General features: G+C 62.8%; 21 protein-coding genes. 12 read left to right on the forward strand and 9 right to left on the reverse strand.

From position 1 onward, the window contains the following. Positions 1-72: 72 nt before the first annotated feature. Positions 73-366, reverse strand: coding sequence for a YcgL domain-containing protein (locus GSQ73_RS07615; RefSeq protein WP_158882678.1), 294 nt, complete (start codon positions 364-366; stop codon positions 73-75). Positions 367-629: 263 nt separating this feature from the next. Between GSQ73_RS07615 and GSQ73_RS07620 the strand changes: the two genes are divergently transcribed. Continuing rightward, positions 630-2066, forward strand: a complete 1437-nt coding sequence (locus GSQ73_RS07620) for an outer membrane protein transport protein (protein ID WP_158882680.1) — start codon at positions 630-632, stop codon at positions 2064-2066. A gap of 71 nt (positions 2067-2137) precedes the next feature. Here the strand turns inward: GSQ73_RS07620 and GSQ73_RS07625 are convergent, their stop codons facing one another. From GSQ73_RS07625 to putA, 6 genes are all read right to left on the reverse strand, one after another. Beyond that, positions 2138-3547: a coniferyl aldehyde dehydrogenase gene (locus tag GSQ73_RS07625; RefSeq protein ID WP_158882682.1), complete on the reverse strand. Its 1410-nt coding sequence runs from the start codon at positions 3545-3547 to the stop codon at positions 2138-2140. Between the two features lie 4 nt (positions 3548-3551). Beyond that, the gene (locus GSQ73_RS07630) at positions 3552-6029 is read right to left on the reverse strand and encodes a TonB-dependent receptor (protein ID WP_158882684.1); all 2478 of its coding nucleotides are present in this window, start codon (positions 6027-6029) and stop codon (positions 3552-3554) included. A 65-nt stretch (positions 6030-6094) separates the two neighbouring features. Further along, the gene (locus GSQ73_RS07635; RefSeq protein ID WP_254063324.1) at positions 6095-7249 is read right to left on the reverse strand and encodes an SO2930 family diheme c-type cytochrome; all 1155 of its coding nucleotides are present in this window, start codon (positions 7247-7249) and stop codon (positions 6095-6097) included. Positions 7250-7251: 2 nt separating this feature from the next. Next, positions 7252-8487, reverse strand: coding sequence for a parallel beta-helix domain-containing protein (locus GSQ73_RS07640; RefSeq protein ID WP_158882686.1), 1236 nt, complete (start codon positions 8485-8487; stop codon positions 7252-7254). Positions 8488-8618: 131 nt separating this feature from the next. Then, positions 8619-9698, reverse strand: coding sequence for an AraC family transcriptional regulator (locus GSQ73_RS07645; RefSeq protein ID WP_158882688.1), 1080 nt, complete (start codon positions 9696-9698; stop codon positions 8619-8621). Positions 9699-9834: 136 nt separating this feature from the next. Further along, positions 9835-13023 (reverse strand): bifunctional proline dehydrogenase/L-glutamate gamma-semialdehyde dehydrogenase PutA, encoded by a 3189-nt coding sequence (gene putA / locus GSQ73_RS07650; RefSeq protein ID WP_158882690.1) that lies wholly within the window; start codon positions 13021-13023, stop codon positions 9835-9837. A gap of 256 nt (positions 13024-13279) precedes the next feature. Between putA and GSQ73_RS07655 the strand changes: the two genes are divergently transcribed. The 5 genes from GSQ73_RS07655 to GSQ73_RS07675 all read left to right on the forward strand — a co-directional run bounded on the left by GSQ73_RS07655 (position 13280) and on the right by GSQ73_RS07675 (position 17557). Continuing rightward, entirely contained in the window at positions 13280-13717 is a 438-nt protein-coding gene (locus tag GSQ73_RS07655; RefSeq protein ID WP_158882930.1) for a DUF2244 domain-containing protein, read from the forward strand. 20 nt (positions 13718-13737) lie between these two features. Further along, the gene (gene coxB / locus GSQ73_RS07660; protein WP_158882692.1) at positions 13738-14691 is read left to right on the forward strand and encodes a cytochrome c oxidase subunit II; all 954 of its coding nucleotides are present in this window, start codon (positions 13738-13740) and stop codon (positions 14689-14691) included. 56 nt (positions 14692-14747) lie between these two features. Continuing rightward, entirely contained in the window at positions 14748-16364 is a 1617-nt protein-coding gene (gene ctaD / locus GSQ73_RS07665; RefSeq protein ID WP_158882694.1) for a cytochrome c oxidase subunit I, read from the forward strand. A gap of 19 nt (positions 16365-16383) precedes the next feature. Next, on the forward strand, positions 16384-16530 hold the full coding sequence (locus GSQ73_RS07670; RefSeq protein ID WP_158882696.1) for a hypothetical protein: 147 nt from the start codon (positions 16384-16386) through the stop codon (positions 16528-16530). A gap of 139 nt (positions 16531-16669) precedes the next feature. Continuing rightward, on the forward strand, positions 16670-17557 hold the full coding sequence (locus tag GSQ73_RS07675; RefSeq protein WP_158882698.1) for a cytochrome c oxidase subunit 3: 888 nt from the start codon (positions 16670-16672) through the stop codon (positions 17555-17557). Between the two features lie 149 nt (positions 17558-17706). On the opposite strand, the gene GSQ73_RS07680 is transcribed toward GSQ73_RS07675, so the two are convergent. Next, positions 17707-17922 carry a twin transmembrane helix small protein gene (locus GSQ73_RS07680; RefSeq protein ID WP_158882932.1) on the reverse strand — a complete coding sequence of 72 codons (216 nt, stop codon included), beginning with the start codon at positions 17920-17922 and terminating at the stop codon, positions 17707-17709. 59 nt (positions 17923-17981) lie between these two features. On the opposite strand from GSQ73_RS07680, the gene GSQ73_RS07685 reads away from it, so the two are divergent. From GSQ73_RS07685 to cyoE, 4 genes are read left to right on the forward strand one after another with little or no spacing between them, the layout of a single operon-like run. Continuing rightward, positions 17982-18749, forward strand: coding sequence for an SURF1 family protein (locus GSQ73_RS07685; protein WP_158882700.1), 768 nt, complete (start codon positions 17982-17984; stop codon positions 18747-18749). Then, positions 18736-19308: a hypothetical protein gene (locus GSQ73_RS07690; RefSeq protein ID WP_158882702.1), complete on the forward strand. Its 573-nt coding sequence runs from the start codon at positions 18736-18738 to the stop codon at positions 19306-19308. The genes GSQ73_RS07685 and GSQ73_RS07690 overlap by 14 nt, the downstream gene beginning before the upstream one ends. Next, positions 19308-20480, forward strand: coding sequence for a COX15/CtaA family protein (locus GSQ73_RS07695; protein ID WP_158882704.1), 1173 nt, complete (start codon positions 19308-19310; stop codon positions 20478-20480). Before GSQ73_RS07690 ends, GSQ73_RS07695 begins: the two co-directional genes overlap by 1 nt. 1 nt (position 20481) lies before the next feature. Continuing rightward, a complete protein-coding gene (gene cyoE / locus GSQ73_RS07700) occupies positions 20482-21384 on the forward strand; it encodes a heme o synthase (RefSeq protein ID WP_254063325.1) in 903 nt (300 codons plus the stop codon). A gap of 7 nt (positions 21385-21391) precedes the next feature. Here cyoE and GSQ73_RS07705 read toward each other — a convergent pair whose 3' ends face one another. Then, on the reverse strand, positions 21392-22969 hold the full coding sequence (locus GSQ73_RS07705) for a sulfotransferase (protein ID WP_158882708.1): 1578 nt from the start codon (positions 22967-22969) through the stop codon (positions 21392-21394). 621 nt (positions 22970-23590) lie between these two features. Between GSQ73_RS07705 and GSQ73_RS07710 the strand changes: the two genes are divergently transcribed. Both GSQ73_RS07710 and mgtA read left to right on the forward strand, forming a co-directional pair. Further along, the gene (locus tag GSQ73_RS07710; protein WP_158882710.1) at positions 23591-23812 is read left to right on the forward strand and encodes a hypothetical protein; all 222 of its coding nucleotides are present in this window, start codon (positions 23591-23593) and stop codon (positions 23810-23812) included. 168 nt (positions 23813-23980) lie between these two features. After that, on the forward strand, positions 23981-26617 hold the full coding sequence (mgtA, locus tag GSQ73_RS07715; protein ID WP_158882712.1) for a magnesium-translocating P-type ATPase: 2637 nt from the start codon (positions 23981-23983) through the stop codon (positions 26615-26617). The last annotated feature ends 4 nt before the right edge of the window (positions 26618-26621 follow it).

A 26621-nucleotide genomic window follows, 5' to 3' on the forward strand; every position in this document is an offset into this window, starting at 1 on the left:
GAGTCGCCAGACGGTAACCTGGCGTTAACTCGGTACACACGGTGTGCGAGTGTTATGCGTCGACATCAGCGTTCATTCGTCGCGGTCGTCGCGAACGGTGTGCTGATAGGCAAGATGATTCGCCGCAGCCAGCGTTTCCTGCGGCGGTAATTGCAAATGCCAACCCTGGGTGCGCAGGTGTTCGACAATCATTGCCGCATCCTCGACGGGGAGTTTGCGCTGATCGTCAAGTTGAACTTCGAGCACGAAGCGCAATTCACCCAACAGCAGCGCGAGTGATTCGGAAAGCACCTCGAAACCATCGCGCCGCGAGAGCCACAGATAACTGTCGTTCTTGCGCAGGCTGGCGTAGACAAAGCATTGCATGGCGACTCCGATGGACGAGCGCAGCGACGGGATGCCGACAGGTCCACGAGGTTAACAGCGACGGCCGGATTCTGCGCCCTGCGTCGCGCCAGATCGCGGGTGGCGGGCATGGCCGGCATTCGTTAAAAATTTGCTGCGCCTGCACTTGCAACACCTTGGACGAGCGGGCAAAGTGCCGCGCACGGGCTTCAAACGCGCGTATGAATCCACGTCCGAGCCCGGGCACTCCACCCGGGCCGAATTACGATAAGCAGGAGCAAGCGATGCACAAGTCTTTCCGTTCCACCAAGGGCGTTGCCCGTTCGCTCACGCTCGCTGCGTTGAGCGTTGCCATCGTCGGCGCGCTTGTCGTACCGAACCGCGCCACTGCCAGCGCCTTCCAGCTGAAGGAAGACAGCGCCAAGGGCATGGGCCGCGCGTATGCGGGCTCGGCTACCGCGGGCGGCGACGTTTCCGTGGTCGTCAACAATCCCGCCGCGATGATGGATCTGGATGGAACCTACTTCCAGGCCGACGTCACCGCCATCAATTTCGGCTCGCAGTTCCACGGCACCGCGAATGACGCACTGGGTCGCCCGATCGGTGGCGGCAACGGCGGTGACGCCGGCACCACGCTTCCGGTGCCTTCGCTTTTCTTCGCTACCAAGATCGGCGATCGCGCGCATCTGGGCTTGGGCCTCTCCGTGCCGTTCGGTTTCCAGACCGAATACGACAAGGACTGGGTCGGTCGTTACAACACGATCAAGTCCAAGTTCGAGTCGCTCGATGCGACCGTGTCCGGCTCGTTCGACGTCACGGATAATTTCAGCCTCGGCGCCAGCTTCATCGCGCAGAAAACCAGTGCCACGCTGACCAACGCGATCAACTTCAACATGGTTGGCCTCGGGTTGATCCAGCAGGCCGCTGCTGCCGGGCAGATCAGCCCGCAGGTGGCGCAGGCGCTGGCCGCACAGGTCGGTGCCGTGGTGCCGCCGGGCACGGATGGTTACGCGCGCATCAACGGTGACGACTGGGCATACGGCTGGCAGGCAGGCGCTTACTGGAAGGTCACGCCGAACGACCGTCTGGCATTCAACTACCGTTCGAAGATCTCTCACACGCTGCACGGCACCGCCAACTATCAGGTACCGGACAACGTCGTTGCGCTTTTGTCCAATCCCGCCGTGGCGCCACTGCTCGGTGGCGGCATGCCCTTCACGCACACGGACGGCACCGCACCGTTCGACACCCCGGCGTCGACGAGCTTCAGCTACTGGCATCAGGCGGAAAAGTTCGGCCTCGGCGCGGACGTGGCCTGGACCCAGTGGAATTCGTTCAAGACGCTCTCGGTGACCTACAGCAATCCAGCGCAGCCCGAGAGTGTGCAGAATTTCAACTGGAAGAACAGCTGGTACGCCTCGGTCGGTGGTGACTATTACGTCACCGATCAGCTCACCCTGCGCGCCGGCCTGGCGCTGGATACCACGCCCACCGACAACACCTACCGCGAGCCGCGCGTGCCGGACGAAACCCGCAAGCTGGCCACCATTGGTATCGGCTACAAAGCGAACGATCATTTCGAGATCAACGCTTCATATGCGCACATCTTCGTCAACAAGGCGCACATCGATGGCGCAGTGAGCCCGACCGGCGACGTGCTGACCGGTTCCTCGGACGACTACGGCAACCTGCTGAGCCTGTCGGCGCAGTACAAGTTCTAGTATGCTGCGGTACAAATAGACGTCCAAATGAAAGCCTCCCGCAAGGGAGGCTTTCTTGTATCTGCCATCGATCAGCCGCGTTTGAGCATCAGTTCCAGCATGCGCCGAAAGCGTGCGCCATAAGGCGGGTTCAACAAGCCCACACCGTTGAAACGCGCCTGGCGAAATACCGGTTTCATGTGCGAGAACGTGCGGAACCCGGCCTCGCCGTGATAGCCGCCCATGCCCGACGCACCGACGCCACCAAACGGCAGGCCATGCTGGGCGATGTGATACAGCGTGTCGTTGACGCTGACGCCGCCGGCCACGGTGCGCGACAACACGTCGTCGATGAGCGCGCGGTCTTCCTCGAACAGATACAGCGCCAGCGGATGCGCATGTGCCGCGACATAGGCGACCGCTTCGTCCAGCGTGTCATACGGCACCAGCGGCAGCAGCGGGCCGAAGATTTCCTCGCGCATCACGTTCATGCCGTCGTTGACGTTGCTGAGCAGCTGCGGGGCGAGCAGGCGGCGCGATGGGTCGTCGCCCGCATCGCCGAGCCGGTGCACCTGCGCACCATCGGCCAATGCGGTATCGCGCAGCGCAGCGAGTCGCTGGTACTGGCGATCGGAAACGATGCTGGCGTACTGCGCGCCCGGTGCCATTTGCGGATACAAACGCGACACCACGCGTCCGGCAACATCGATGAATTCGTCGATGCGCGCGCGCGGCAGCAATACGTAATCCGGTGCAATGCAGGTCTGTCCGGCGTTGACGAGCTTGCCGAACACGATGCGTTCCACGGCATGTTCGAAGCGTGCGCCGGGACCGATGATCGCCGGCGATTTGCCGCCCAGTTCCAGCGTCACCGGCGTGAGGTTGGCCGAGGCCGCGCGCATCACGTGATGGCCTATCGCGGTGGATCCGGTAAACAGCAGGTGATCGAACGGAAGTGACGAAAACGCCTGCGCCACGTCAGTGTCGCCGTTGACCACGACGATCTCGTCGGCTTCAAAATGCTTGTCCACGAGTTCGGCGAACAACGCGGAGAAGCGCGGCGTGAATTCGCTCATCTTGACCATCGCGCGATTGCCCGCGACCAGCGCATCGACCAGCGGTCCGACGGCCAGATAGAGCGGATAGTTCCACGGCACGATGATGCCCACGACACCGAGCGGCTGCGGTCGTAGTTCATTTCGGCCGGGCAGAAACAGCAGGCCAGCCAGCGATCGGCGCGGCTTCATCCAGCCTTTGCCTTTGCTCAGCGCGTGACGTATCGCCGAAAGGCTCGGATAGATTTCCAGCAATTCGGTTTCTTCGCGCGGGCGACAACCGAAGTCTGCGTTGATCGCCTCGACGATCGCATCGCGATGATCCCGCAACACTGCTTCCATCGCGCGCAGGCGTTTCGCACGCACCGTCCACGCAGGCGACGGATCGTGTCCGTGCGCGGCACGCAGGCGTTGCAGTGACGAAACAAGTGGGGCGTTGTCGTTCATGGCGTCAGAGCTTGACACGCAATTCCATGCCCCACATGCGCGGCGGCGTGATGTTCGCGTACGGCGTGCCGAAAACGCTTTCGGTGATGTTGTTCACACCCGTCACGTAGCGGCGGTCGGCGAGGTTGGTGACATAAGCCGCCACGCCCCAGCGATCGCCCGGGGCGCGCCAGTCCAGCCGCGCGTCCGCGCGGTTCTGCGACGAGCCGACACTGAAGTTGGGGCTGATCTCGCAGGTGCCCTGCAGCTGAGAATCAAGATTGCAGCGCGACTTGCCGCGATACGCGTAGCTGAGGTCGAACTCGAGTTCGCCGTTCGCCACGTTCTGCCATGTGTAGGCCATCGTGGTGGCGAACGACAGCTTCGGCTCCCCGGTGGGCTGGCCATTCAGGCTCACACCCGACGGCGCAATCGCATCGCGGTAGGTGGCATCGATGTACGCGCCTGTGAGGCCCAGGCGCAGTGCGCTTACCGGCTGCCACTGCATCTCGAGCTCCGCACCACTGGCTTGCTGGTTGCTGCTGCTGACCAGATAGCGCGGCACGCCGGAACCTGCGCTGTTCGGATCGAGCGTCAGCGCCTGACGATTGTCGTAGCGGTAGTAATAGGTCGATGCGTTGAACAGCAGGTTCTGGTCGGGGAATACCGTCTTGATGCCGGCTTCGTAATTCCACACTTTTTCCGGCGCGAAGTGCGAGCCGATCTGCACGCTGTTGTAGCCGCCGGCCTTGTAGCCCTTGGTCACCGACACGTAGCCCATCGTGTCCGGTGTGAACTTGTAGTCGAGTACGGCGCGCGGGCTCAGGTCGTTCCAGCTGTCCTTGCTCTTGACCAGCACGCCGACCGGCGCGCCACTGGCGCCGTTGAAGATCAGGTTCTGGCTGAATGCGTCCAGCGCACCTTGCGCTTCCGGCGGCAGCAGGTCATAGATCGGCACGCCGTCTACCGCATTGCTCTTGAGCGCGGCGATGGTCTGGTCGAACGCGTCCGCCTGACGCGGTGGATTGAACCAGGTGAACTCTTTCTGATCGCGGGTGAAGCGCACGCCAGTGGTCAGGTTGAGGCGGTCGTTCAAATGCCAGATCACGTCGCCGAATGCGGCGAACGCCTTGAAGTGGCCGGTGTTGTTGATCTGTTCGCGCCACGGATCGCCAAGTAGATTGAATGGAAGTCCAAACGACTGCAGTGCCTGGGTGATGTCGGCCAGCGGCGTGCCGGCGCCGAGCACGTTTTGCGCCAGCGTGTCGACGCTGTCGGTGAACACGTTGGTCTGGCTGGTCTGGCGCGCCTGCTCCTGGTAGTAGCTGGTGCCGGCGACCCAGTCGATCAGGTCCGTATTGCCGCTGAGTTTGAATTCCTGATACCAGCTGTTGTTGTGCTCGATGTTGGTGGTGTCGAGGTAGTCGACGATGTGATTGGTGCCGTCGTAATCGCCACGGTTGAACGTGTCGAAGTTGCGCCATGCGGTGGTGGAGGTGAGGCTGCCCCAGCTGAAGGAATGATCGATCGACAGCGTCGAGCCATCGAAGCGCCGCGTTTCGGCCGCGCCCACCGCATCGTTGTAGAGCGGCGCATGCAGCGGGTTGAGATAGGTCGACGGGTCGGCCGGGAACGGCGCGCGTTGCTGCGGATCGTTTGACAGCGGCACCAGACCGAACGCCGGTTGCGGCGGCTGATTGAGTTTTTCGTGATCCCATGACAGCAGAACACGTGTGTCGGGCGTGACGTTCCAGCGGTATGCGACCCGCGTGCCCCAATCGTTGTCCTTGCCGTAGGCCTTGCCGGTGGCGGCGTCTTTCACCCAGCCGTCGCTCTGGTTGTCGAGCACGCTCACGCGCAGTGCCATGTCCTTGTTGATCGGCAGGTTGAGCAGCGCGTCTCCGTACTCGCGGCCGTAGTTGCCGAAACGCACGCGTGCTTTCGCCTCGAACTGGTCGCTCGGTTCGTTGGTGATGATCGAGATCGCGCCCGCCGCGGCGTTGCGGCCGAACAGCGTGCCTTGCGGACCCTTCAGCACTTCGATCCGCTTGATGTCGTTGAAAGCCAGCAGCGCACCGCCGGAGCGAGCGGCGTAGACGCCATCGATGTACACGCCGACGGCCGACTCGGTGCCGACGCCGAAATCATCGGTGCTGATGCCGCGCAATTCGTATCTCGGCTGGGTCGGCTGATCTGCGCTGGCCACAAGGCCCGGCACGAACAGACTCATCTTGCTGAGGTCGGTGGCCGCCAACGTATCGATCTGTTTCGCGGTGACGATTTGCAGCGGAATCGGCACCGACTGCATTTCCTGGCTGCGGCTTTGCGCAGTCACCGTGATGTTGCCCAGCTGGGTGGTTTTTTTCGGTGCGGCATCGGCCGGTTTGGACGCATCCGGCGTCGTCGCGTTCTGCGCCGACAATGGGCTGCAGGACAGCAGTGCGCCGCCACCGATCAGCAGTGCGCGCAGCGCGATGGAAAGTGGACGTTGACGCATGCTCATGCCGTGCTCCCCGTGCATGGAGTGACCGCGATGCCTGATGACATCGCGGCGTTCTTGAATTGCTTTCAGTGAATGGCCACGCAGTCCCCCGACTGCGCCGCGATCCACGCCCTGATCAGTGCCACGCCTTCGCGGTGCACGGTGCTGCGGCCGATCTCGGGCATCATCACGCCCGGTTCCTTCGACGACAGCCGATACGGCAGGATCGAATCGTCGGGCTGGCCCGGCACGATGTCGAAGAAGTGATCGCCGGTGCCGCGACCCGCCGCGGTCGGCGGCTTGCACAGGCCAAGGTGGCGGTCCTCCGGCGTGCCGATGTCCAGTGTCAGGCCGGTGGTATTCGCAGCGCCGTTGCCGTTGTGGCAATGGCCGCAATTGATGTCGAGATAGGCGCGCGCGCGGGCATCCAGTGGCGCGTGCGGATCGGCCCAGTTGGCGTTGCGTGGCGCGCTGGTGGATGCCGGTGCACCGCTGAGATAACCGACTTTCATCAGATGCTCGAGCTGATTTTCGCCGCCTTCGGCGTACGCATAGTTCTTGTTGAGGTGTCGTGCCTTGAGGCCGATCGGATGGATCTTGCGGCTGATCCAGTCCTGCGCGTGACAACTCGCGCACTGGCTTTCGTCCGGCACCACGTAGTTGAAGTTTTCGCGCGTGTCGGCCACATCGACCAGGGTCAACGGAAGCACGGCGCCGGTGCGTGCGAGCGTGGCGTCGGTCTGTTCGTCGTTCCAGACGTAGGGCAATGCAGCCCAGCCATCCTTGCGACGAACCAGGATGCGCGTTTCGACCAGATGCACTTTCGACAGGTCGAGATTCTGACCGACGAAATCATGCGAGTAGTCGTCGGTGCGCGCGACATCGCCGGCGGCGTCCGTCTTCGCTTTCGGGTAATAAAAGGTCTTGCTGATGATGGTGCCGACCGGGAAGTCGAACGTATCGATCGCGTTGTAGGTGGCCGATGTGCCCGCCGGCATCCAGATCGTGCGCAACTTGTGTGCGTAGTCGGTGAACAGCGGCGTGTTGAGATCGTACGGCACCACGTCGGCATTGAGCTGCAACGCGCCGTCGCGCGCTTCGACCACATGCCAGTCGCTGAGCTTCGGCGGCCGACCATCGGCATGGAAATTCACCGCCGGCATCTCGCGATGGCAGGCGGTCAGCAACAGCACGAGCAAGGGCAGCGCGAACCGGATGGAACGAACGAACACTGGGGACACGATCAGACCTTCGGTTCCGGTGCGAGCACGACCGCAGGCAGATTGGGCAGCGTGCACTCGTACGGTTTGGTGTCGGTGGTCGGGCTCTTGTAATCGTGCGGACCGTCGGCGTTCAACACGCCGCTGACGTCCTTGATGCAGATGCGGTCGGCTGCCGGCGGCAATCCATTGACCAGCGCCTTCGGATCGCTGTAGCCGTCCCAGAGCACGTCAGGGAAATGGCCGTTGAATCCGTACACTGCTGTTTTCAGCGTCTTCAGCTTGATGCCGTCGGGCGAATCGCCGCCGCCCTTGAGCCGGTTGCCGTAGATGGAGATGCCTTTCGGATACGGGTTGTAGTCGGCCGCGACGCCGCGCTTGTTGTAGTAGTTGGTAGAGAAATAGCTGGAGACGATGATGTTCGCGGTCTGGTTGTCGGCGATGTCGTTGTCGAAGATCTCCACCTTGTCGTTGGAGTTCACCACCACGCCGGAGCCGGCCGGCACGCTCGCCACGGCCGCACCCTTGGCGGCGAAATTGCCGGTGTTGTTGGCGATCACCTTGTTCTTGAACACGCGGCTGGCGTGCCCGGCCTGCGACAGGTTGGGCATGTTGAAGATCAGGATGCCGCCGGTGTTGTTGGTGGCGGCGTTGTCGTGCACATCGGCGTTGACCGAGTTCTCGATTTCGATGCCGGCCACGTTGCGCTCGGCGCGATTGCGGCGCACGACGATGTTGTTCGACTGGCCGACATAGATGCCGGCGTCGGATGCGCCGATCACCACCGAATCCTCGATCAGCACGTTCTGTGTCTTCACCGGATACAGGCCGTAGGCGCCGTTGGTGGTCTTGGGGCCGTCGGTCCATTCCACGCGCACGCCGTGGATGGTGATGTTCTTGCCCTGGTTGATCTTCAGCGCGTCGCCCTTGGTGTCTTCGAGCGCCAGATTTTCGATGGTGAAGTCGTTGGCGTTGACCAGCAGGCCTTCCGGTCCGCTGATCTGGTCCTTGAACGACAGCACGGTCTTGTCCATGCCGGCGCCGCGGATGGTGACGCCATCGGTGCGCAGGCTGAGTCCGCGCGCGAGGTGATAGTGGCCGGCGGGAATGTCGATCACGCTGCCGGCCTTGGCGTCGAGCAATTGTTCCTGCAGCTTCGATTCGAAGCTGGCATCCCCGGAACTCTGCGGTGCGGCGTCATGCTTGCCGCAGCCGGCGAGAGCCACGCCGATGGCACAGGTGATGAGCAGTTTGCGCATGTTGTCGATCCCCATTCGGCGTGCTGTCGCAGTGCCTTGCACTGTCACCCAAAGCGCCGGATGGGGGGAGGGCAAAACGGCCAGCACATGGGGGGCAAATCGGCCACGCGCGATATCGCGCGACGGATGGCTCAGGCCGCGCTGAGGCGTGCTTCCTGGGGTGCCATGCCGGTCCAGCGTTTGAACGCGCGGCGGAATTCGCGTGGGTCGTTGAAACCCACTTCACCGCCGACCTGCGCCACGCTCAACGAGCCGGCCTGCAACAGTTCCAGCGCGAGCTCGGTGCGCACGCGATCGTGGATTTCGCGGAACACACGCCCGCTGTCGGCAAGGCGGCGGCGCAGCGAACGTTCGCTGAGATTGAGCGTGCGGGCGATCTCGGCCACCGTCGGCGGCTGGCGCAGGCGACTGCGCAACAACCGCTCCACCGCCACCACGATTTCCTGCCGCGCGCCCTCGCCATGATCCTGCTGCACGCACAGCGCGAGAGCCTGTCGTGCGGTCAGCGGATTGTGTCCGGCCAGTTCCTGCTGCAACCAGCGGCTGTCGACGCGCACGCGATTGCATTGCGCACCGAAGCGGATCGGGCACTGGAACACGTTTTCGTAAGCTCGCGCGTACGTTGGCGCCGGGTAGGTCAGGTCGAGGCCGGTCGGCCGGAATGTCGGCCCGAGTAGTTGGCGCGCCATCACCAGCGAACTGGCGAACAGCTCCTCGCAGAGAAACGGCAGCAAGGCGGTTTCGTTGAAGCGCGGCCACACCATCAACGCGACTTCGTGCTCATCGATCGCTTCGAACGTCACATCAAGCAGTGCGCCGCAAACTTTGTGGTGCTCGATACCCACGCGCATCGCATCACCGAAAGTGCGCGCGGTGGTCATCGCCAGGCCAAGCAGGCCAAAGCTCCCGGGGGTTTCGCTGCCGCCGATCTGCAGACCGATGTCGGGTTCGACAAAACTGCGCAGCGCGCGACTTATCACCATGCTGGCCTGGCGATAGGACACGCGCAACGAAGGATCGCTGAGCTGGCCGCGCTGCAGCCCCAATCCGGCAAACCAGCCATCGCACGGCAATCCGCGTCGTACGGCCTGCTGGCTCAGGTAGAGCAGCACGTTCGGTGGAATGTCGGCCACGGTGTAGCGTGCATCGGTTGCGGCCGGATGCTGCACAACGTGCGATGGATTGCCGGGCAATTCGGCAGGACGCGCCATGATCCAGTCCTCCCCAGACTGACCGGCGACAACTAGCCGGCTAGGCGCTTTCTATAGCATGCGGCCGTCGCCCGGCATGGCGCGGCGCACAACGCGAACCCGCTGCTTGCGGGTTCGCATCAAGCAACCGATTCGCTCATTCGCCGATGGTCAGCAGCGAGGCATTGCCGCCCGCAGCCGTGGTGTTGATGGTGAGCGTGCGTTCGTTGGCGAAGCGCAGCAGGTAGTGCGGGCCGCCGGCCTTGGGGCCGGTGCCGGAAAGATTCTCGCCGCCGAACGGCTGCACGCCGACCACCGCGCCGATCTGGTTGCGGTTGACGTAGCAGTTGCCGACGCGTGCGTGGCTGGCAATGTAATCGACGGTGTCGTTGATGCGGCTGTGGATGCCGAGCGTGAGGCCGTAGCCGGTGGCATTGATCTGTTCGACCACCTTGTCCAGCTCGCTGCCTTTCCAGCGGATCACGTGCAGCACCGGGCCGAACACTTCGCGGGTCAATGTGGAGAGGGACGGAATTTCGTAGGCGCGCGGCGCAAAGAAGGTGCCGTGATCGGTGAGCGCAGCATCGAGCGGAACTTCGGCGATTTTTTTCGCTTCCTTGTCCATGCGCGCGGCGTGGTCGACCAGGATTTTTTTCGCGTCCTCGTCGATCACCGGGCCGACGTCGGTGGAGAGCTGGCCCGGATCGCCCACCTTCAATTCAGCCATCGCGCCGGCGAGCATTGCGCAGACCTTGTCGGCGATGTCTTCCTGCACGAACAGCACGCGCGCGGCGGAGCAGCGTTGACCGGCGGACTGGAACGCCGAAGCGATCACGTCCTTGACGATCTGCTCGGGCAGTGCGGAGGAGTCGGCGATCATTGCGTTCTGGCCGCCGGTCTCTGCGATCAGCGCGGCGATCGGCGCGTTACGCGCGGCCAATGCGCGGTTGATCGCCCAGGCCGTGTCGGTGGAACCGGTGAAGGCCACGCCGGAGACGCGCGGATCTTTCGTCAATGCAACACCGACCACGGCGCCGTCGCCGGGCAGATATTGCAGCACGTCCGTCGGCACGCCGGCATCGTGCAGCAGCTTGATCGCGGCGTGTCCGATCAGCGACGTCTGCTCGGCCGGCTTGGCGATCACCGCATTGCCGGCGGCAAGCGCCGCGCTGACCTGGCCCAAGAAAATCGCCAGCGGGAAATTCCATGGGCTGATGCACACGAATACGCCGCGGCCGTTGAGGAACAACTGGTTGCTCTCGCCGGTCGGGCCGGGCAGGTTTTCCGGCTGGCCGAACAGACGCCGGGCCATCGTCGCGTAATAACGCAGGAAGTCCGCGGCCTCGCGGATTTCCGCGATCGCGTCGGGCAGGCCTTTGCCCGCTTCGCGCACGCATAGCGCGATGAATTCACCGCGGCGGGCTTCCAGTTGATCGGCGGCGTGTTCGAGAATCGCGGCGCGGCTGGCGGCCGGCAGACGATCCCAGCCGAACTGCGCGGCAACGGCATTGGCCAGCGCCTTGTCGACCGTCGCGGCGTCGGCGCTGACATAGCTGCCCACCACCTGGCGACGATCGGCGGGATTGGTCACCTGCACAGTCGGGCCGTTGGCGGTTGCGCCCGGCACCAGCGGCGCGGTATTCCACGGGCCAGCATTCGCGTTGACGACTTCGGCCATCGCTTTCAGTTCGTTGTCATTGGAGAAATTGACGCCCATGGAATTCTTCCTGGATACCGGATTTGAATGCAGCGCGGACGCAGCATTGTCAGCGTAGAGATTCACCGGCAACGGAATGCGCGGATGAGGGATCGAAGCGAACGAGCGCACGGTTTCGCACGGGTCGGCCACCAGTTCGCGCACCGGCACGCTCTCGTCGACGACGCGATTGACGAAGCTGGTATTGGCGCCGTTCTCCAGCAGGCGGCGCACGAGATACGGCAGCAGATCTTCATGCGTGCCGACCGGTGCGTAGACGCGGCACGGCACGTTGAGGTTCTGCGGACCGATCACTTCGGCGTACAGATCCGTGCCCATGCCGTGCAGGCGCTGGTATTCGTACGGACGGCCCTGCGCGAGGTGATGCACCGCCGCGATGGTATGTGCGTTGTGCGTGGCGAACTGCGGATAGATCAACTCGTTGCCGGCACTGAACAAACGACGCGCGCAGGCGAGGTAGGACACGTCGGTGTTCGGCTTGCGTGTGTAGACCGGATATCCGCTCAGGCCGGTTTCCTGCGCGCGCTTGATTTCGGCATCCCAGTACGCGCCCTTCACCAGCCGCACGTACCAGCGACGATTCGCCGCACGCGCGGTTTCGATCAGCCAGTCGATCACGAACGGCGTGCGCTTGGCATAGGCCTGCACCACGATCCCCAGGCCGTTCCAGCCTTGCAGCGACGGATGGGCGAACACGTCGCCGATGATGTCCAGCGACAGCTCAAGTCGATCGGCTTCCTCCGCATCGACCGACAGCGCGATGCCGTACTTCATCGCCAGCTGCGAAAGCTCCAGCAGTTTCTCGGTGAGCTCGCGGCGAGCGCGTTCGCGCTTGGCGACTTCGTAGCGCGGATGCAGCGCAGACAATTTCACCGAAATCGACGGCGCGTCGGTGTGGTTGGCGAACGGGCCGCGCGCGCCGATGGCGGCGATCGCATTGCGGTAATCCTGCTGGTAGCGCTCGGCGGTTTCGCTGGTGAGCGCGGACTCGCCGAGCATGTCGTAGGAATAGCGGTACACCGCGTATTCCTTTTTCGCGCAACGGTCCAGCGCCTCGCCAATGGTGCGGCCCATCACGAACTGATGGCCCATGATGCGCATCGCCTGACGCACCGCCAGGCGGATCGCCGGCTCGCCTGCGCGGCCCACCAATCGACGCAGCGCGCCGCTGAAATCGTGACGGGTTTCTTCTGCCAGATTCACCAGATGACCAGTGAGCATCAGGCCCCAGGTAGAGGCGTTGACGAACACGGATTCGCTCTGGCCCAGATGGCGCTTCCAGTCCGCTTCGCCGAGCTTGTCGCGGATCAGCTTGTCGGCGGTGGCCTTGTCCGGGATGCGCAGCAAGGCTTCGGCCACGCACATCAGCAGCACGCCTTCCTCGGAGGAGAGGTCGTATTGGCGCATGAAGGATTCGACCGCGCTCTGGTCCTTGGCGCGGCTGCGCACGCGGCTGACCAGCCCGGCGGCGAGATCGATCACTTGCTCGCGCTCGACCGCGGGCAGCGTGGCCTGAGCGAGCAGGTCGTTGACCGCTTCGGTTTCATCACGCAGCCACGCGGCAGTAATGCGAGCGCGCGCCGGGGTGCTGTCGTGGGGCAGTTCGGGACTGAGGATCGGTTGGGTCACGGCTTTCGTCTGCGTCTCCGCGGGCGCGGAGGAAAGCGTGGAATTGTACGCGGCCGTGCGTATTGCGAGGAGGGCTGGCCGTCGCGATGCGGTCGTGGTGCGGTTTGCGCAAGGACTTGTGCGTGCGAATCGTGCGCGCTTGCCCGCATCATTCTTGCCCGCCGACGCGCCGCGGCCTATCATTCCGCTGTTCCAGGCACGCCGGATCCCCATGATCGTGCTTCGACCCGCTGCCGCCGGCCTGCCGTGCGTGACGATGTGGCTCAAGCCCAATCGCACGCTCAGCCGACGCGGCTTGCGTCGATTGATCATGGTTCTGGTGGCGCTGGCGCTGATAACGGCTGGACTGGGTGCGTGGCAGGGCAACGTGTTTGCGCCGCTGTTTGCACTGGTCGAATCCGCCGCCATGACCATCGCGTTGAGCGTGGCATGGCGGGCCGGCGATCGCAGTGAGCGCATCACCCTCGACGGTTCGTCGCTGGAGGTGCGAGCCCTGCCAGGCCGGCGCTGCACGCGCTTCCAGTCGTACTGGGTGCGCGTGAAGCTGGAGTCGGGTGGCGGACACGATCGTCTGTTGCTGTCGTCGCATGGGCGCAAGCTGGAAATCGGTGCATTCCTGGCGGATCAGGAACGCGTCGAGTTGTCGAAGAAACTCATGGTGCTGCTGGCCGATCTCAACCAGCCGCGCAAGTAGGTTCAACAAAGGTGCAAGACATGACATCTGGCGTCATCAGGCGATCATTCACGGCAGCGGCGATGCTTGCTTCTGCATTGTTCGGCGGCGCGGCCCGGGCCAACCCGACCCCGTACCAGCTGAACATGGAGCGCGGCGCCAGCACCTGGTCGCAGGTGCCCTACCACCTCAACAACATCTCGCTCGGCGTGTGCGTGGTGATCGGCATTCTGGTGTTCGGGGCCATGTTCATCGCCATGTTCCGCTTCCGCAAATCGCGCGGCGCGGTGGCCGAGAAGTGGTCGCACAACACCTTGCTGGAAGTGATCTGGACCACCATCCCGGTGATCATTCTGGTCGTGCTCGCCTATCTCGCCACCGGCGGCCTGACCTCGTGGGCGGACACCACCGGTTCGCAAATGACCGTCAAGGTCACCGGCTACCAGTGGAAGTGGCGCTACGACTACGAGGAATACCTGGGCAAGCCGATCAGCAAGGTCGGTTTCATGTCCAAGCTCGATTCGCAGAGCGACCAGACCCGCCAGCTCGATTCGGGCCTGGATCCGTTCAAGGTCAAGGTCGGCGACGAGAACACCTATCTGCTAAATGTCGACAAGCCGCTCGTCGTGCCGGTCGACACCAAGATCCGCTTCATCATCACCGGCGCCGACGTGATCCATTCGTGGTGGGTGCCGGCGCTGGGCTGGAAGCTCGACGCGATCCCGGGCATCGTCAACGCGGCGTGGACCAACATCCAGACGCCGGGCACGTATCGCGGCCAGTGCGCCGAGTTGTGTGGCCAGGATCACGGCTTCATGCCGATCGTGGTGGTGGCGTTGTCCAAGCCGGACTTCGCCAAGTGGCTGGCCGAACAGCAGGCGAAATCCGCGCCACCGCCGGCAGCTCCGGCTGCTGCGCCTGCCGCCGCTTCCACGGCCGCTGCACCCAAGACAGCTCAGGTCTCCGCCGCGCCGGTCGCCGACGCGCAGGGCTGATCTTCGCTGCTCATCGTTTTTGTTGTTGCATTCACACAGGTTAGAGGTGCAAGGCCATGTCCCACGCAGCCACCCATGATCACCATGATGATCACCACGGCGCGCCGAAGAATTTCTTCCAGCGCTGGTGCATGTCCACCAACCACAAGGACATCGGTACGTTGTACCTGGTCTTCGCGCTGCTGATGTTCTTCATCGGCGGCAGCTTCGCGATGCTGATCCGCGCCGAGTTGTTCAAGCCCGGCCTGCAGTTGATGCAGCCGTACTTTTTCAACCAGCTCACCACCATGCATGCACTGGTGATGATCTTCGGCGCGATCATGCCGGCCTTCGTCGGTCTCGGTAACTGGATGATCCCGTTGATGGTCGGTGCGCCGGACATGGCGTTGCCGCGCATGAACAACCTGTCGTTCTGGATTCTGCCTTTCGCCTTCACGCTGTTGCTGTCGACCCTGTTTTCCGCGGGCGGCGGCCCGGCCGGCGGCTGGACGATGTATCCGCCGCTGTCGCTGCAGAGCGACTCGCTCGCCTACGTGGTGTTCTCGGTCCACTTGATGGGCATCAGCTCGATCATGGGCGCGATCAACATCATCGCGACCATCCTCAACATGCGCGCGCCGGGCATGGAACTGCTGAAGATGCCGGTGTTCGTATGGAGCTGGTTGATTACCGCGTTCCTGCTGATCGCGGTGATGCCGGTGCTCGCCGGCGCGGTGACGATGCTGCTCACCGACAAGTATTTCGGCACCAACTTCTTCAACCCGGGCGGCGGCGGCGATCCCGTTCTGTACCAGCACATCTTCTGGTTCTTCGGGCATCCCGAGGTCTACATCATGATCCTGCCCGCGTTCGGGATCATCTCTGAAATCATCCCGACGTTCTCGCGCAAGCCGATCTTCGGCTACAAGGCGATGGTGTTCGCGATCGCCTCGATCGCGTTCCTTTCGTTCATCGTGTGGGCGCATCACATGTTCGCGGTGGGCCTGCCGCTGGGCGCCGAGATCTTCTTCATGTACGCGACCATGTTGATCGCGGTGCCGACCGGCGTGAAGGTGTTCAACTGGGTGAGCACGATGTGGGGCGGCTCGATGACGTTCGAGACGCCGATGCTGTTTGCCATCGCGTTCGTCATCCTGTTCACCATCGGCGGTTTCTCCGGCCTGATGCTGGCGCTGGTGCCGGCGGATTTTCAGTATCACGACACCTACTTCGTGGTGGCGCATTTCCACTACGTGCTGGTGACCGGTGCGCTATTCGCGATCATCGCTGCCACGTATTACTGGCTGCCGAAGTGGTCCGGCCGGATGTACAGCGAGTTCTGGGGCAAGATGCATTTCTGGAACAGCGTGATCTGGGTCAACGTGCTGTTTTTCCCGCAGCACTTCCTTGGCCTGGCCGGCATGCCGCGCCGCATCCCCGATTACAACGTGGCGTTCGCCAACTTCAACATGGTCAGCTCGATTGGCGGCTTCCTGTTCGGTGCCTCGCAGCTGATCTTCCTGGGCGTGCTGGTTCACGGCGTGTTCTTCTCCAAGAAGAAAGCCACCGACCGCGTGTGGGAAGGCGCCAAGGGCCTGGAGTGGACTGTGCCGTCGCCGGCGCCGTTCCACACGTTCGACGTCCCGCCGGTGATTCACGACGACGAGCTCGCCCACGGCCATGTCAACGATTGATCCATCGAAGCCGATTCGCATGACACAGCAGAACACCAGCTCCGCAACGGTCGATCCGGTCAGCGACAACCGTCGCAAAGGCGTGCGTCGCACGGTGACGATCACCGCCGCGATCGCGTTGGCGTTTTTCCTGGTGTCGTTCGTGCAGATCGTGCTGATGAAATAGCGGCATCGCGTACTGGTTTGCTGCACCGTTCTTGTTTCATTGATTCATTGTTCAACCGATTGGCGACAACGATCGGCATGCAGTTCCCCGGGCGCCACGACGGGGTAAAGTCATCAAGAGAAATCCACGGGGTCTCACCATGGGTCAGCAGCACGACGCTTACTTCGTTCCAACCAAGAGCTACTGGCCGTTCGTGGCCGCGGTGGTCATGTTCACCACGGTGGTCGGTGCCGCGCACTGGTTGAACGCCGAGCCGGGCGATGGCGGCTTCGGCAAAACCGTGCTCACCGTCGGTGTGATCGGCGTGCTGGCCATGTTCTTCGGCTGGTTCCGCTCGGTCATCCACGAGTCGATGGCCGGCAGCTACAACCACCAAGTCGATGTGTCGTTCCGCATGGGCATGATGTGGTTCATCTTTTCCGAGGTGATGTTCTTCGGCGCATTCTTCGGCGCGCTGTTCTATATCCGCATGTTCTCGGTGCCGTGGCTCGGTGGACAGGGTCATGGCGTGCTCACGCATGAATTCCTGTGGAGCGATTACGCCGCTTCGTGGGGCATGAACGGCGGCAATGGTCCGCAGCACGTCGGTGGCAATTTCAGCACGGTGCCGGCGTGGGGTTTGCCGCTGCTCAACACGCTGATCCTGCTGAGCTCCAGCGTCACGGTAACGATCGCGCACCATGCGTTGCGCGCTGGCCATCGCGGCAAGATCCTGGTGTTCCTCGGCATCACGGTGCTGCTCGGCGCGCTGTTCCTGAATTTCCAGGCGCACGAATACATCGAGGCATACAAGGAACTCAACCTGACGATGCACAGCGGCGTCTACGGCTCGACGTTCTTCATGCTTACCGGCTTCCACGGACTGCATGTCACGCTGGGCACGATCATGCTGGCGGTGATCTGGCTGCGCGTGCTGAAGGGTCACTTCAACAAGGAACACCACTTCGGTTTCGAGGCGGTGGCTTGGTACTGGCATTTCGTCGACGTGGTCTGGCTCGGCCTTTTCATGTTCGTCTACATTCTCTAGGGTCGGCTGCGCCGGCTCGGAAAACAAAGGCCCGCCATTGGCGGGCCTTTGCTTTGAAAGGATCAAGAACGAATTCAAAGGAGCTTGCGATCATCCGCTGCGCGATTTGTCGCGCTTTCAGCGCGGTGGCGGGGTGGCAGCTACAATGCTCAACCGCCGATGTCGTGCGGATGCAGCCAGCCCATCCAGTAGCCGAACGCGACCATGGCGATCAGCACCAGCGACAGGCTGATCCGGCGAGTCAATGCCCACACCATCCGCTTGTCGTCGTCCTTGTCGGTCATCATGAAATACAGCGCCTGGCCGAGGCTGAAAACGACGATCAGCAGCATCACCACCAGCGCACATTTGTAGATGGTTTCCACGTGATTGATCCATACCATGACGACCTCCGCAGTATAACGGCCGACGACAGGATCGCCGCGTGAGAGGTTTTCGCCGGCCACCGTGGTGGGCGCTGCTGCTGACAGTGGCCGGAGCCTTGCTGTTCATGCGTTTGGGCGTGTGGCAGCTGCATCGCGCGGACTTCAAGGAAGCACTTCTGCGGCGGTATGCCGCATCGTCGTTCGCGCCCGTGCAGGACTTTTCCCGCGTCGCCATGTCGCCACCGGCAGACGGCTTTCCGCGCGTGCAGGTGCATGGGCGCTACCTCGCCGATCGCGTGTACTTGCTCGACAACCCGCAGCACGACGAGCGCGGCGGCGTGGAAGTTTTCGTGCCGCTGTTTCTGCACGACAGTTCGCGATTGCTGCTGGTCGATCTCGGTTTCCTGCCGGGCGACGGCAGCGGCAAGGCACCGCAGCTGCCTGCGCTGTCGACCGACGACGTCACGTTGCAAGGCCTGTACGTGCCGCCACCTTCCACCGGATTCGAAATGGGCGGCGATGCGCTGACCGCGCAAAAAAGCTGGCCAAAGAAAGCGATCTTCCTCGACCCCGCGCAGGTCGCGCGCGATCTCGGGTACGTGTTGTATCCACGCGTGCTTGCGCTGGATGCGGATCCGGCAGCGATCTACGTGCGCGTGCACACGCTGGATTTTTCCTCGATGCCGCCGGCGCGCCATCGTGCCTACGCGTTCCAGTGGTTCTCGTTCGCGATCGCCGCGGTGGTGATCCTGCTGGTGCTGAATCGCAAACGCGCTCGACGCACATCTTCCACTTCGACAATCGATGATTCCGATGAACAACGTTGATCCATCCAAAGTCCGCCGAAACCGGATTTATCTTCTGCTGATCGCGTTGGTGTTCGCCGCGCCGATGATCGTCGCGGCGCTGCTCACTTCCACGGGCTGGCAGCCGGGCGTCAAAGGCAACGGCCTGCCGATCACGCCGCAACGCAATTTCGCCGATGAACATCTGCAGGTAAAACTTGAGAACGACCAGTCGTGGCCGTGGAAAGATTCCGAGCCGCGACTCACGCTGATCGCGATAGCCGGCCCTGATTGCGCCACACGTTGCTTCGACGCGCTGACCGGATTGGCCAAGGCGCGCGTGATGCTCAACAACAATCAATCGCGCCTGCGCCTGCTCTATCTTGGCGCGCCGCCTGCGGACGCCACGCGGCTCACCGCGATGAAAACATTCTGGGCGCTGGGCAACGATGTCGACAACAAACTCGTCGACTATCGCCCGACCGCACCCGATAGCGTCAGCGTGATCCTGGTGGAATCCGACGGCATTGCGCTGGCGCGTTATCCCGCAGGCTTCGATGGCCCGGGCTTGTTGCGCGACCTGCGGCAGGTGATCAAGTGATGTCTGCGCGCTATCGACGCATCCTGCGCTGGCTCACGTTGCTGGCTGCGGTGTTCGCGTTCGGCTTGGTGATGTTCGGCGCGTTCGTGCGTCTGTCCAATGCAGGGCTGTCGTGCCCTGATTGGCCGACCTGTTACGGCCAAGTGACCTGGCCGCAACACGCGCAGGCCGTGGCGCATGCCGATGCGACGTTTCCCGATCGCCCGTACGAAGCGCACAAGGCATGGCGCGAGCAGGTACACCGGTTTCTCGCCGGCACGCTCGGCGTGCTGGTGCTCGCACTGGCGCTGCTCGCAAGTGCGCGCCGACGCGGCGCAACGCTGGCCGTGATTACCGGTGCGATCTTTGCCGCAATCGGCGTGGGGCTGTATATCCACGGGGAGCGCGAGTGGTCGTCGCTGCTGGCGGCGTTCGCGATCGGCTTGCCGCTGGTTGTGGCGATCACCTTGAAGAGGCCGGCAGCGTGCAAGATCAGCGTGCTCGCGTTGGCGGTGATCATCTTCCAGGCGATGCTCGGCATGTGGACTGTCACCTTGCTGCTGAAGCCCGTCGTGGTGATGGGCCATCTGCTCGGTGGCATCGCGACCTTTGCGCTGCTCGCCTATGCCGCGTTGCGTTTTGCCGGCGTCGGTGCAACGGACGATCGCATGGCCGACCTGCGCAAGTTTGTGGCATTCGGCATCGTGCTGCTGATTTGCCAGATCGCGCTCGGCGGCTGGACATCGTCCAACTACGCGGCGCTTGCCTGCGGTTATGGGCCGGGTTCGTTTCCGCAGTGCCTCGGCCAGTGGACGCCACCGACCGATTTCCACGAAGGCTTCGTGTTGTGGCGTGGCATCGGCGTGAACTACGAAGGCGGCGTGCTGGACATGGCCGCGCGCAGCGCCATCCAGATCGCGCATCGTCTCGGCGCGCTGGTGGTGTTCTGTTACCTCGGCTGGCTTTCGCACAAAATGGCAAAGCGAAGCCTGCGCCGCTACGGCATTGCCATCGGCATCGTGCTTGTATGCCAAGTGCTGTTGGGCGTCAGCAACGTCTATTTCGGCTTGCCGCTGCCGGTCGCGACCGCCCACAATGGTGTGGCTGCGTTGTTGCTGTTCACGCTGCTCGCCACGCTGGCACGCGCGCAACCGCACGATGCGTGGATCTCTTCGCGAACGGAACGACTCTGACATGGCTGTGATTGGCGAATACCTGCAACTGACCAAGCCGCGCGTGGTAGCGCTGCTGGTGTTCTGCGCGGTGATCGGCATGTTCCTGGCGGTGCCGGGCATTCCGCCGTGGCGCGCGCTGGTGTTCGGCACGCTGGGCATCTGGATGGCATCGGGCTCGGCGGCGGCTTTCAATCATCTGATCGACGAACGCATCGACAAGTTGATGGCGCGCACCTCGCGCCGCCCGCTGGCTACCGGAAAACTTTCGCCGCGCCAGGTGCTGGTGTTTGCGGTGTTGCTCGGCATCGCCTCGATGCTGGTGCTGGCGCTGCTGGTCAATCCATTGACCGCATTGCTGACCTTCGGCGGGTTGATCGGTTACGCGCTGGTGTACACCGCGTACCTGAAACGCGCGACGCCGCAGAACATCGTGATCGGCGGACTCGCCGGCGCGATTCCGCCGGTGCTCGGATGGACGTCCGTTACCGATGCGCTGCATCCGTTCGCGCTGCAGTTGTGCCTGATCATCTTCGTGTGGACGCCGCCGCATTTCTGGGCGCTGGCGATCTTTCGTCGCGACGATTACGCACGCGCGCAGGTGCCGATGCTGCCAGTGACGCATGGCGTGGTGTACACGCGCTGGCACGTGCTGTTCTACACCGTGCTGCTGGTGCTTGTGACGCTGCTGCCTGCACTCACCGGCATGAGCGGACTGATCTATCTGGGCGGTGCCGTCGTGCTCGGTGCGGGCTTCATGTATTACGCAGTGCGTCTGCTTAATCCGCCGGATGACATGTTTCCGATGAAGGTATTCAGTTACTCCATCGTATATCTGATGGCACTGTTTGCTTTCCTGCTTGCGGACCACTGGCTGACCGCGCCAGCGTTGCAACAAGGCATGGTGCTCCAGCGCGCGATCTGACCGAGCTTCAATCCTTCAGCGGGATGCCTGCGTCGATCAGCAACTGGCGCAGGCCCACGAGTTGCGATTCGTACTGTTTCCACCGCTGCATGGCGCCGCGGTACATCGGCTCGCGCACCTGCACCGCGCTCGCGGTGGTGGCGGGCGCCTGGTTTTCCTCGAAGCGCAGGCATGCGTCATCCCACGGCAGTTCGCAGAATTCGATCAGCGCTCGCGAGCTGGCTTCCTGCGATTCCACGATGGTCTCGTAGTCGATTTCCAGGATGCGCCCGGGAAACGTCTTCTTCCAGTGCGCCATCATGCGATCGAACAGCACGTAGTAACGCCCGGTTTCGAGCAGGTCATACGAATAGTCGTGGTTCGGCGAATCGAGCGCGAACAGCTGGCGGAAGTTGCTCAGGCACGAGTCCATCGGATCGCGTCGCAGGCAGATGATCTTCGCGTTGGGCAGCGCGTTGGCGATGGCGCCGACATAGAGAAAATTGTGCGGCAGCTTGTCTATGAAATGCGCCGTGTGGCCGGTATCCGGTCGCGTGCTGGCCAGGTAATCCTCGCCGAGTTTCAGCCAGTCCAGTTGCTGCGTGCGTTCGGCTGTTTCCAGGTCGAGCAGGTTTGGCGTGCGGCTGCCGGTGGCGCGCTTGAACGCCAGTGCGAAGTTGGTCAGCTCGCCGGCGGAATGGACGTCTGGATGGCTGGAGATGATGCGTTCGACCAGCGTCGTTCCGGTGCGCGGCATGCCGAGAATGAAAATGGGTTCGCGCGTCTGGCAAGCTTCCGTCCATGCGCGCATGTCCGGCAATATCCGGCTCATAAGATCGAACAACTTCTCGTCGTGCTGCGGCGAATATTTGCGCATGGATCCACCAGCGGCCTTGCCGGCAACGAGATGTTCGAAGGACGTGGCGTACTCGGACATGTCCTCGTATTCCTTGGCCAGCGCGAGATGCAGGTTCATCTGCGCCGCCGGATTTTGTGCGCTCTTCGGCAATAACGACAGCAGACGCGATACGTGATTTTTCGCCGATGTCTGCCTGCGCAGCTGCGACAGCGTCAAGTGCGCCCCCCAGGTTCCCGGGGACAGCGCGAGGCAGGCTTCGAGTTCGCGTTCGGCGTCGTCCATCCGGCCGAGAAACACCAGCGACTTGGCGTAGTTGTAACGATAGTTGGGATGCGTCGGCGCGGCTGCAACAGCCCGCTCGTACAGCGTGGTTGCGCGCTCATGCGCGTTGGCGCGGGTGAAGATCACGCCGAGCGTATCGAGCGTTTGCGCATCCAGCGACGAAAGCGTCAGCGCGTGATCGGCGACGATCATCGCATCGGCCGAGAGGTTGACCATCGACAACGCCTTGGCGAATTGCGTCGCATAGTCGGCGCGCGTCGGATACAGATTCACCGCGCGCTGCAGGAATTCCAGCGCCGGCCCCATCTGCTGCAACTCCAGCGCGGCCAGACCCGCAAGATAATTCAGCTCCGCGTGGTTCGGTGCCTGCGGCAACGCCTGCACCGAATATTCCAGTGCCCGCCGCCAGTCGCGCTGGTTATAGGCCTTGGTCGCCTGGGCGAAGAGCGTATTGATGTCGGACATGGATTGGATACCGCATGAAGGTGGCGAAAAACGCCTGCGATGCAGGGTTTTGCTTCGAGTATCGAGGCATTGTATACGGCCGCGCTGTGGGCTCGATGATCGCGCATAGCGCGTGGTGCCAAGCTTGTTGTCGAGCGAATCAGTCGCCACAGTCCGGTCGCTGCGGGGCGCACATATTTCGCGGTGAATTCGGGCAACGCTCGCATGGCGTCCAGCGGATCGCTTCAGGAACTCTGCGAATGCCTCGCGCACGCACCAGCGTGTGCCGGGGCCTCAGGCAGATGCTGCGACGACGTCGATGAGTCCGGCGATGCCAGCTTCTTCGCGATGCGATTCCCGAAGAAATTTGAACGCCGAGGATTGACACTTCCGCATCGCAGCACGACAATGCGCGCGCCCTCCGGCGCGTCTTGCCGGTGGGCTCCCAGTCCTGACAAACCAAGGCATATGGACGTTTACCCTAGTCGCAACGTCGACACCTGCTCGCTTCAGGTGCCGGCGCCGCAAAACAACCAGTACGCCCCCGGCGACCGCCTGCGGTCGGCTGGTGCTTTCCTCGACTAGGAAAGTCCCGGCCCACCCCTGACGACGCCGCAGGCGTCGTTACGAGGAGATGGGCCCATGAAGCTCCTTCGCGATTTCATCCGTCTGCGCGCCGCCGGCCGCCGACTGCTGTCTGCCCGCCACGATTCGCGTGGTGCGCGCTATGCCGTGACCGTGCCGCAGCCGCTGCATCGTCCGGCTACCGACGTGACCCAAGGTCACGCGTCGATGATCGCTGTGGAACGTGCGGCAATAAAGTCGTCGCCGTCGCACACGCTTTGTCTTGTTTCCAGCCGATGATGGCCTTGCGCGACTTCCGCAAGGGTTGGCCTCCGCCAGCGTGGCGCAGGCAACCAAGGTCGTGTGCGTCGTATAGACGTATAGACCGCCACACGACGCAGTAGCGAACGCGCAGCACGCCGCCACGCTGCCGCGGCCTGGACTTCACAGCATCACCGGTAGCGACTCATGAAAAAGAATTCCAATCCGATGGCAGGCAAGGCACCGGCGGCATCCGCTCGCGTGGCAGCGGCCGAAGAGGCGTTCCGCGCCAACGACGAATTGCTGGCGGCGCTGGAAACCACGACCAACGGCCTCGACGAAGAGCAGATAGACGACCGCCTGCATCGCGACGGTCTCAACGAGGTCACTCACGAGAAACCGCCGCACTGGACGTTGCAGCTGCTGCTGGCCTTCAAGAATCCCTTCATCGTCGTGTTGCTGGTACTGGCAGGCGTGGAGCTGGGTACCGATCGCAGCGATCTCACCGGTCCGATCATCATCGGCGCGATGGTGGCGATCAGTGTGGGGCTGAATTTCTTTCAGGAATTCCGTTCGTCGCAGGCAGCTGAGAAGCTCAAGGCCATGGTGCGCAATACCGCCACCGTGACTCGGAAAGCGTCGGATGGTCACAGCGAGCAGATCGAAGTACCGGTGGTCGAATTGGTGACGGGTGACATCGTGCATCTCGCTGCCGGCGACATGGTGCCCGCGGATCTGCGTCTCCTCAGTGCCAAGGATCTTTTCATCAGCCAGGCGATTCTCACCGGCGAATCACTGCCGGTTGAAAAGGCGGCGCCCACACGCGTGGAGAGCGCCGGCAACCTCGGCAACCCGCTGGATCTGCCGACCGTTTGCTACATGGGTACCAACACGATCAGCGGTACCGCATCCGCTGTAGTGGTGGCGACCGGCAAGCGCACTTATCTTGGCTCGCTGGCGCACAGCATGTCCGGTCAGCGCGTGCAGACGAGCTTCGACCGCGGCGTCAACAGTGTCAGCTGGCTGCTGATCCGCTTCATGCTGGTGATGGTGCCGGTGGTTTTTCTGATCAATGGTTTCGACAAACACAACTGGACCGAGGCGTTTCTGTTCGCCCTGTCAGTTGCGGTGGGCCTCACGCCGGAAATGCTGCCGCTGATCGTCACCGCCAATCTGTCCAAGGGCGCGCTGGCGATGTCCAAGCGCAAAGTGGTGGTGAAGCGGCTCAACGCCATCCAGAACTTCGGCGCGATGGATGTGCTGTGCACCGACAAGACCGGCACGCTGACGCTCGACAAGATCGTGCTCGAGCGTCATCTCGATCTGGATGGCGAGGAGTCGGACGAAGCGCTCGAGTTCGGTTACATCAACAGCCGTTTTCAGACCGGTCTGAAAAATTTGATGGACAAGGCGGTACTGGAACATCGCGACCTCGAAGCGGCCGCGATGCGCTATCGCGTGGTCGACGAAATTCCGTTCGACTTCCAGCGTCGCCGCATGTCGGTGGTGGTCAGCGATGGCCGCGGCGAGCATCTGCTGATCTGCAAGGGCGCGGTCGAGGAAATGCTGTCGATCTGCGCGTACACGAAAGTGGGCGACGTCATCGAACCGCTGACCGACGAGCGCCGCAGCGAGATCAAGGCGATGACGCGCCGGCTCAATGAAGACGGCCTGCGTGTACTCGTGGTCGCCATCCAGCGGCAGCCGCAGCATGACCGTCCGTACAGCGTGGCCGACGAAAACGGGCTGATCGCGGTCGGCTGCCTTGCGTTCCTGGATCCGCCGAAGGATTCCGCCGCCACCGCGATTCGCGCGCTGCATCAGCACGGCGTCGCGGTAAAGGTGATCACCGGCGACAACGAGGCAGTGACGCGCAAGATTTGCCGCGAAGTCGGGCTGGATGTCACGCATTCTGTGCAGGGGCGCGACATCGAACCGCTCGACGACGCGGCACTGGATGCGCTGGTTTCGCGCGTGGTGGTGTTCGCCAAGATGTCGCCGCTGCAGAAGGCGCGCGTGGTGCGTTCGCTACAGCGTCTCGGTCACACAGTCGGGTTTCTCGGTGACGGCATCAACGATGCGCCGGCGCTGCACGATGCCGACGTGGGCATCTCGGTGGACACCGCGACCGACATCGCGAAAGAGTCAGCCGACATCATCCTGCTGGAAAAAAACCTGATGGTGCTGGAGGAGGGCGTACTCGAAGGGCGCGTCACTTTCGGCAACATCATGAAGTACATCAAGATGACCGCGAGCTCCAACTTCGGCAACGTGTTCAGTGTGCTCGTGGCCAGTGCGTTCCTGCCGTTTCTGCCGATGCTGCCGCTGCAGATCCTGGTACAGAATCTGTTGTACGACATCTCGCAGCTGTCGATTCCGTTCGACCGCATGGACGAGGAATACCTGCGCAAGCCGCGCAAATGGGACGCCGGCGACATCGGTCGTTTCATGTTCTGGATCGGTCCGGTCAGCTCGATCTTCGACATCACCACGTTCTGGCTGATGTGGCATTACTTCGGCGCCAACTCGAAAGCGCATCAGTCGCTGTTTCAGTCGGGCTGGTTCATCGAAGGACTGTTGTCGCAGACGCTGATCGTGCACATGATCCGCACGCGTCGCGTGCCGTTCGTGCAGAGCGTGGCGGCCGCACCGGTGCTCGGCTTGACGATCGCCATCATCGTGGCCGGCATGCTGATTCCGTTCAGTGCATTGGGCGCGAAGATCGGCATGGTGCCGCTGCCGCCGATGTACTTCGCTTGGCTGGCGGTGACCCTCGTGAGCTATTGCGTGCTGACGCAACTGATGAAAGTGATCTACATCCGCCGCTACGGAAAGTGGCTGTAACGCA

The sequence above is a fragment of the Rhodanobacter sp. L36 genome (assembly GCF_009765755.1).
Lineage (GTDB): Bacteria > Pseudomonadota > Gammaproteobacteria > Xanthomonadales > Rhodanobacteraceae > Rhodanobacter.